An 8,431-nucleotide genomic window follows, 5' to 3' on the forward strand; every position below is an offset into this window, starting at 1 on the left:
GAGCCTGTCCGTGCAATTACCCCTGGACAAGCAGTCGTTTTATATGACGGTGATGTATGTCTTGGTGGCGGAACAATAGACGAAGTCATCAAGAACGGAAAAAAATTGACATACGTCGGCTAATGAACGAGGAGTGAGAAGATGAAAGAATTSGAACTTGGCATTACAGCCATTCAAAACAAAGATTATGAACAAGCTGTTGTTCATTTCAATAATGCAATTGAAGAAGAGCCGAATAACCCACTTGGATATATTAACTTTGGAAACTTACTGGCACGCATGAATGAAACAGAACGTGCTGAACGCTTCTTCCAAAAGGCTATTACTCTGGATGAAAAAGCAGCGACAGCTTTTTATGGATTGGCTAATTTATATTACGAGCAGGAACGTTACGAAGAAGCGGCGAAGCTTTATGAGAAATCGATTCAGTTTGGCATTCAAGGTGCTGACGCTTACTTCATGTTAGGGAAATGCTTCGAACGATTGGGGAACCCTAAACTTGCACTGCCTTATTTACAACGTGCAGCTGAACTTGAGCCAACAGATGTACAAATCCGCTTGTCTTACGGCATCGGATTGGCAGCTCTTGAGATGTTCAAGGAAGCTGAACCAGAATTTATGTATGTCATTCATGAAGACTTGAACAATGCAGATGCCCACTACAATTTGGGCGTTTTGTACGCTGTATCCACAGACCGCACGAATGATGCTTTGTATCATTTGAAACAGGCGTATACACTGCAACCGAATTTCGAACAGGCACGTTATGTGTACGACATGATTGCATTAAGTCAATAACCATTCTAGGAGGCGACAGCTTTGCCAAATCAAATCGATTTATTTCAACAAGAAGCGATGTATATTACAGGCAAACCTGTCGTCACCATTTTTCATAATGCCACTAACTTATTCTCCATCGTCAAACTCAAAATCAACGAAACAAATTCTACATATGAAGATAAAGAAATCATTGTAACAGGCTACTTCCCACCTTTGATGAATGAAGAGGCGTATCGTTTTACCGGCCAGATCAAACAGCATCCAAAATACGGAACCCAGTTTCAAGTGGAAACATTCTCAAAAGATGTGCCGGAGACCGAACAAGGCATCATTCATTATTTGTCGAGTGACCTGTTTCATGGAATTGGACGTAAAACGGCCGAAACGATCGTCAAGAAACTTGGGAAAGATGCAATTCGAATCATTTTGGATGACCCTGAAGCACTTGACGCCGTTCCACGACTTGCCAAAGAGAAAAAAGAAACCATTCGTATGACGCTTGAGCAAAACCTCGGCTTGGAACGTGTCATGATTCAATTAAATGAATGGGGATTTGGTCCGCAACTGGCGATGAGGATTTACCAGACCTACCGTGAGGAAACGATCGACGTGTTGATGAAAAATCCGTTTCGACTGATTGAAGACGTGGAAGGCATCGGTTTTCACCGTGCGGATGAACTGGGTTCCAAACTTGGTATGACCGGTAAACACCCAGACCGAATCAAAGCGGCCGTTTTCCATTTATTGAACGCTGCTTCGCTCAGTGAAGGACATGTTTACTTGCATGCGGAGCATATTTTACCGAGCGTTAAGCAATTGCTGGAGTCCAGCCAATTTGAAGAAGTCCCATATGATGCTATTTCAACAGCATGCATGGAACTAGTCGAGGAAGGAAAATTGGCTGGGGAAATGTCGCGGTTCTATTTGCCTTCGCTATATTTTTCCGAAGTGGGCATCGCTTCCAAACTGGAAACGTTGATTCAGGAACAACAAGAACGAACAGGTTTCCCGACTTCTGAAATTCGAAAAGCGCTCGGCGATGCTGAAGAAAGACTAGGTGTTTCATATGCAGAGACGCAAATAGCTGCTATTGAACTCGGGATGAATGCATCCGTCATGCTACTGACAGGTGGGCCAGGTACAGGGAAGACAACCGTCGTCAAGGGACTTGTGGAAGTTTACGCTGAATTGCATGGTCTGACGCTCGATCCAAAAGAATACGCAAAAAAACAGGAACCATTTCCGATTATTTTAGCGGCACCAACTGGACGGGCTGCAAAACGTTTGAATGAATCAACGGGTCTTCCATCCATGACAATCCATCGTTTACTTGGATTCACTGGCCAGGAAAAAGAGGAAGAAACAGAACGGGACATCAAAGGCAACCTGATTATTATCGATGAAATGTCGATGGTTGACACATGGCTTGCCCATCAATTATTAAAGGCAATTCCTGAAGGGGCACAAGTCATATTCGTAGGTGACCAGGATCAATTGCCTCCTGTAGGACCAGGTCAAGTTCTGAAAGACTTGCTTGCGTCTAAGAGAATTCCGACAGTGGAACTGACGGACATTTATCGTCAATCTGCCGGATCGTCCATAATTGAACTTGCCCATCAAATGAAAAAAGGGCAGTTACCGACCAATTTAATCGACAAAACAAGCGATCGTTCTTTCATTAAAGCTGGGCCGGAACAAATTGCAAAAGTGGTTGAACAAGTCATCAAAAGTGCCTTGGCAAAAGGTCATACGATAAAAGAATTGCAAGTGCTCGCACCGATGTATAAAGGTCCTGCTGGGATTGATGCACTCAATAAAATGATTCAGGAAATGGTCAATCCGAATGACACGAAGAAACGCAAGGAAATTGTGTTCGGTGAAACGATCTATCGCATAGGTGATAAAGTGCTGCAACTTGTCAATCAGCCGGAAAGCCAAGTGTACAACGGGGATATGGGCGAAGTGATCAGCATTTCTAAAGCCAGTGAAAATGTCGAAAAGCAGGACATGTTGATTGTTTCATTCGAAGGGATTGAAGTGACCYATCAGCGTAACGATTTAGGACAGTTGACTCTTGCTTATTGTTGCTCAATTCATAAATCGCAAGGCAGTGAGTTCCCGATTGTCATCATGCCAGTCGTTCGCAGTTACATGAAAATGCTGCGACGCAATTTACTGTACACAGGAATAACACGTGCTAAAAACTTCCTCATTTTGTGTGGAGATGCTGAAGTCTTTAAATTCGGCATTGAGCGCAATGATGATTTGGCAAGACTGACTTCACTGAAGGAAAGATTGAGTGAAGAGGCAGTGCCTGTGACTGAACCAACTGTAGAGAGCGAAGACAATGAAGCTGATGATGAACTTACAGAGAAAAACGAACAGGAAATTTCATTGACGGCATCCAACCATTTGACGATTCATCCTTTGGTTGGCATGAACGCTACCACGCCTTATGACTTTTTAGAAAAAATTGCTGAATGATAAATATGAACCTTGAAAAAACACACATGTAAAACGTGTGTTTTTTTTGGCTCTTTAACACCGTATGATTGATTATCGTACATTTGCGCTGGCCGCACGTTCCGCATGAGCCAACAAGCATGAAAACCATAGACTTGTGGGTCTCATTCTCCGAAAGTGCTGCTCCTGCGGTTACTCGTCGCAAAGAATAAGGTTGCTCCTGCGGTTACTCGTCGCAAAGAATAAGGTTGCTCCTGCGGTTACTCGTCGCAAAGAATATGGTCAAACTCCTTTGACCATATTCTTTCTAGCGGTATGCTAGTTACAAATGAACTCTTCGTATTTAGGTTTTCTACAGTTGTTAATCATATTTTATTTGGGTAGGAATCTGCGCCAAAAACGTTTGCTACTGTTTCTGTTTCTGTTTCTGCATCGCTAGGCTAGCTTCGAAACATGAAGTGCGTTGCATCGCTAGGCTAGCTTCGAAACATGAAGTGCGTTGCATCGCTAGGCTAGCTTCGAAACATGAAGTGCGTTGCATCGCTAGGCTAGCTTCGAAACATGAGGTCCGTTGCACCACTTGGAAAGTTTACATAGCAAGCCTTTTTATTTTATAAGTCAATTTAGATAAACATCAATTAGCGAGAAAATAAAATCTTAAAAGAAGGTGTCCATGATGATAAAAGCAGTTATTTTCGATTTTGATGGGCTGATTATTGATACAGAGACGGTATGGTTTGAAGCATATAAGGAAGCGTTGTATCAATTCGAGGTGAATTTGACCATTGAACAGTTTGCGTTAGTGATTGGTACTGATGATACCCTATTGGATAAATATATTGTGGACAATATAAAAGAGTTGTCCAATATTTCTGAGATCAGAGAATTGGCATCCCAACGATTTCACGAAAAGATTGGTCAGCCAATTTTAAGAGACGGTGTAGAAGATTATTTAATTGCAGCTAAAGAAGCGGGCCTTAAAATAGGATTGGCTTCCAGTTCAAAAAGAAGTTGGGTAGAAAATTTTTTAACTCAGCTTGGTATTCTTCATTATTTTGAAGTAATCAAGACGAGTGATGATGTTTCAACTGTTAAACCAGATCCAGAACTTTACCTGCAAGCCATTGAATCATTGGGTGTGAAACCAGAGGAAGCTGTTGCTTTTGAGGATTCATTGAACGGTTTGAAGGCAGCACGTGCGGCAGGTTTGAAATGTGTGATTTTCCTAAATCTGGTAACAACCAATTTAGTGTTTGAAGATTACAATATTAGGTTGTCTTCGATGGTAGATCAATCTTTGGATCTCCTTCTGAAAGAGTTACGATAGGAATAACAGTCTTACCACTCGTCAAGATGAAAATATTAAAATTGAGTAATTTGCATGCACTTAATAAAAGTCAATTGACACATGCGTAATTGTTTTTTATAATTCTAACAAATGAATGAAAACGTTGATGGAGAAAGTACATTTGAGAAGCTTGCAAAAGAAAGAGGTTCCTTGGCTGAAAGAACCTTCAAGTGGATGTTATGGAAAGCTACTCCTGAGTGCAGCTAATCACTGCCGTAAGCCGCGTTAAGGCATAATCGAGAGACAGCAAATTCGTTTGCTGTAACTAGGGTGGTACCGCGAATTGAAGCCTTCGTCCCTTTTTTAGGGATGAGGGCTTTTTCTATTGTCTTAGCTTTAAGGACCAGCTCTTCCCCGTTGCGCCAGCAGGCTTCTTGACTCACGACTCAAAAGGTCAGTGTCTAGTTTTACAGGCCAATCCGCTCTTAAGCTTCACATCTTCATTCGAAAACTCGTTTTCGGATTCAGATGCTCCAGCACCAGAGTCGGATTAGAGCGCCCTGTTCAACATTTCATGGTGTCAAGCTGACAGCGCTTTATGCTTTTAAAATTGAAGGAGGAATACTTGATGAAAACTGCAGCAGAAATCCGACGCATGTACTTAGACTTTTTCATTGAAAAAGGCCATGCTCTAGAACCAAGTGCACCACTTGTACCAATTAACGATAACTCACTACTTTGGATCAACAGTGGTGTGGCAACGTTGAAGAAATATTTTGATGGACGTGTAATTCCTGACAATCCACGCATCACGAATGCACAAAAATCAATCCGTACGAATGACATTGAAAATGTCGGTAAAACGGCTCGTCATCATACATTCTTTGAAATGTTAGGAAACTTCTCGATCGGTGAATACTTTAAAAAAGAAGCGATTCACTGGGCTTGGGAATTTCTAACGGATAAGAAATGGATCGGATTTGATCCGGAATTGTTATCAATCACAGTTCACCCAGAAGATGAAGAAGCATACGCAATCTGGCGCGACGATATCGGAATTCCAGAAGCTCGCATCATCCGCTTAGAAGGGAACTTCTGGGATATCGGAGAAGGTCCAAGTGGTCCAAACTCGGAAATCTTCTACGACCGTGGCGAGGACTATGGCAACGACATGACGGATCCGGAAATGTATCCGGGCGGAGAAAACGACCGTTACTTGGAAATCTGGAACTTGGTGTTCTCTGAATTCAACCATAACCCAGATCACACGTATACGCCGCTTCCAAAACAAAACATCGATACGGGTATGGGTCTTGAACGTATGGCATGTGTCGTGCAAAATGTACCAACGAACTTCGATACAGATCTATTCATGCCGATCATTCGAAAAACCGAAGAAGTATCGGGTAAAACGTATGGCAATGGTGGTGCAGATGATTTAGCGTTTAAAGTCATTGCAGACCATACACGTACGGTTGCTTTTGCAATTGGTGACGGAGCACTTCCTTCAAATGAAGGCCGCGGCTATGTATTGCGTCGATTATTACGCCGTGCAGTACGTTTTGGTAAAAATCTAGGAATTGATCGTCCATTCATGTTCAACCTAGTACCGATTATTGGCGAAATCATGAAAGACTTCTATCCGGAAGTCGAAGCGAAACAAGATTTCATTATGCGCGTTATTAAAAATGAAGAAGAGCGCTTCCACGAGACATTACAAGACGGCCTTGGCATTTTGTCTAATGTTATTTCAACGCAACAAGCAGCTGGACTGTCAATCATTCCAGGAAGCGATGCTTTCCGTTTGTACGACACATACGGTTTCCCTGTCGAGTTGACGGAAGAATATGCAGAAGAAGTAGGCATGACCGTTGACCATGAAGGCTTCAAAGCTTCACTGGAAGCTCAGCGTACACGTGCTCGTTCAGCTCGTAAAGATGTTGATTCCATGCAGGTGCAGTCAGAAGTATTAGGGAATATTAAAGAAGAAAGTCAATTTATTGGTTACGATAAAATGGCCGTTTCTTCAAAAGTTCTGGTTATTGTAAAAGACGGAGAGCTTGTCAAGCTTGCACAAGAAGGCGATGAAGTAAAAGTCGTACTTGACCAAACGCCTTACTATGCAGAAAGTGGCGGACAGATTGCCGATCACGGAACAATTGAAAATGATTTATTCAAAGGATTTGTGAAAGATGTCCAAAAAGCACCAAATGGTCAAAATCTTCATACCGTAGTGATTGAATCAGGAGAGCTTTCAGTTGAAGCTGATGTAACAGCAACAGTCGATCAGACAATGCGCAAATCAACGGTCAAAAACCATACAGCGACACATTTATTGCATCAAGCGTTAAAAGATGTGCTTGGAACACATGTTAATCAAGCAGGTTCTTACGTTGGTCCTGATCGCTTACGTTTTGACTTCTCTCATTTCGGTCAAGTAACAAAAGAAGAATTGTTAACTATTGAACAACAAGTGAACGAGAAAATTTGGGAAGACATTCAAGTAGTTACAGGCTATCATGGCATCGATGAAGCGAAACAAATGGGTGCGATGGCACTGTTCGGTGAAAAATATGGCGATATCGTAAGAGTCGTTTCAATTGATCAATACTCACTTGAACTTTGTGGTGGATGTCATGTAAGCAATACGTCACAAATCGGCTTCTTCAAGTTAGTAAGTGAAAGCGGAATTGGCGCAGGTACACGTCGTATCGAAGCAGTTACAGGCAAAGCCGCATACCAGCTTGTTAAGGAAGAAGAGAGTATCCTAGAAGAAGCAGCTGCAGCTTTGAAAGCAAATACAAAAGATGTAGTGGCTCGTGTTCAAGGCTTACAACAGGAACTTCGCCAAGTTCAACGTGAAAATGAATCATTATCAGCAAAAATTGCAAATAGCCAAGCATCTTCCATTTTGGAGAAGGCTCAGCAAATTGATGGTGTAACGGTATTGTCTGCACGTGTTCAAGCAAAAGACAACAACCAACTGCGTCAAATGATGGATGATTTAAAAACGAAGATGAATGAAGCAGTTATCGTCCTTGGAGCTTCAGAAGGCGACAAGGTAATGTTAATTGCTGGTGTCACAAGTGATTTATCGGGTGGAAAATATCATGCTGGAAATATCGTGAGAGTTGTTGCCGAACAGTGCGACGGCAAAGGTGGCGGTCGTCCCGATATGGCAATGGCTGGTGCGAAAGATTCGTCGAAACTTGATGGAGCTTTACAATCTGTGTATGATTATGTCAAATCCGTTTAATAAAAAGTTGAAATCGGTTATACTTAACAAGTAACAAAAATATGCTTGTACAAGACAATCAGATTTTACTCCGAAAGCGAGGTGCTGATCATGAGTTCATTTGACAAGACAATGAAGTTTAATTTTCCGGAAGAGTCCATGGAACAAGAAGTGAAGCAAGTTATGCTTCATGTCCATTCGGCGCTTGAAGAGAAAGGGTATAACCCAATCAATCAAATTGTCGGCTACTTACTTTCGGGTGATCCGGCATATATTCCTCGCCACCAGGATGCACGAAATTTAATCCGTAAGCTTGAACGTGATGAAATCTTAGAAGAACTTGTAAAGTTCTACATCAAGAAGAATAACGAGGCATAAGTTATGAGAGTAATGGGCTTGGACGTTGGGACGAAAACAGTAGGTGTTGCAATCAGTGACGCTTTCGGTTGGACCGCCCAAGGGATCGAAACCATCAAAATTGATGAAGCAAATGAAAAGTTCGGATTGGAACGTATTGCCGAGTTGATGAAGTTGCACGAAGTATCATCGTTTGTGGTAGGATATCCGAAAAACATGAACAATTCGATTGGACCACGTGCCGAAGCGTCTGAACGCTACGCGGAATTATTACGTCAAACGTTTGAAAAACCCGTTTATCTTTGGGA

At 42.1% G+C, this 8,431-nt stretch carries 7 protein-coding genes and 1 other annotated feature; all 7 genes read left to right on the forward strand.

Translation table 11 applies throughout. From position 1 onward, the window contains the following. A partial coding sequence (locus AC1DSB_RS10250) for an aminomethyltransferase beta-barrel domain-containing protein (protein ID WP_477586672.1) occupies positions 1-123 on the forward strand: 123 nt, incomplete at its 5' end. Between the two features lie 18 nt (positions 124-141). Next, on the forward strand, positions 142-798 hold the full coding sequence (locus AC1DSB_RS10255) for a tetratricopeptide repeat protein (RefSeq protein ID WP_477586668.1): 657 nt from the start codon (positions 142-144) through the stop codon (positions 796-798). 21 nt (positions 799-819) lie between these two features. After that, entirely contained in the window at positions 820-3,264 is a 2,445-nt protein-coding gene (gene recD2 / locus AC1DSB_RS10260) for an SF1B family DNA helicase RecD2 (protein ID WP_477586669.1), read from the forward strand. Between the two features lie 655 nt (positions 3,265-3,919). Beyond that, entirely contained in the window at positions 3,920-4,570 is a 651-nt protein-coding gene (locus AC1DSB_RS10265) for an HAD family hydrolase (RefSeq protein ID WP_477586670.1), read from the forward strand. A gap of 115 nt (positions 4,571-4,685) precedes the next feature. Continuing rightward, positions 4,686-4,894 (forward strand) — a binding site (T-box leader). Positions 4,895-5,159: 265 nt separating this feature from the next. After that, the gene (gene alaS / locus AC1DSB_RS10270) at positions 5,160-7,787 is read left to right on the forward strand and encodes an alanine--tRNA ligase (protein ID WP_477532630.1); all 2,628 of its coding nucleotides are present in this window, start codon (positions 5,160-5,162) and stop codon (positions 7,785-7,787) included. Positions 7,788-7,877: 90 nt separating this feature from the next. Then, a complete protein-coding gene (locus AC1DSB_RS10275; protein WP_016426845.1) occupies positions 7,878-8,144 on the forward strand; it encodes an IreB family regulatory phosphoprotein in 267 nt (88 codons plus the stop codon). 3 nt (positions 8,145-8,147) lie between these two features. Beyond that, a partial coding sequence (ruvX, locus tag AC1DSB_RS10280; protein ID WP_477586671.1) for a Holliday junction resolvase RuvX occupies positions 8,148-8,431 on the forward strand: 284 nt, incomplete at its 3' end.

This window comes from Paenisporosarcina sp. P4_E4_2 (assembly GCF_056401595.1).

What these genes read in the sequence shown, in the direction of transcription:
- alaS (WP_477532630.1), top strand. Translation starts at nt 5,160, where the DNA reads ATGAAAACTGCAGCAGAAATCCGACGCATGTACTTAGACTTTTTCATT.
- AC1DSB_RS10275 (WP_016426845.1), top strand. Translation starts at nt 7,878, where the DNA reads ATGAGTTCATTTGACAAGACAATGAAGTTTAATTTTCCGGAAGAGTCC.
- AC1DSB_RS10265 (WP_477586670.1), top strand. Translation starts at nt 3,920, where the DNA reads ATGATAAAAGCAGTTATTTTCGATTTTGATGGGCTGATTATTGATACA.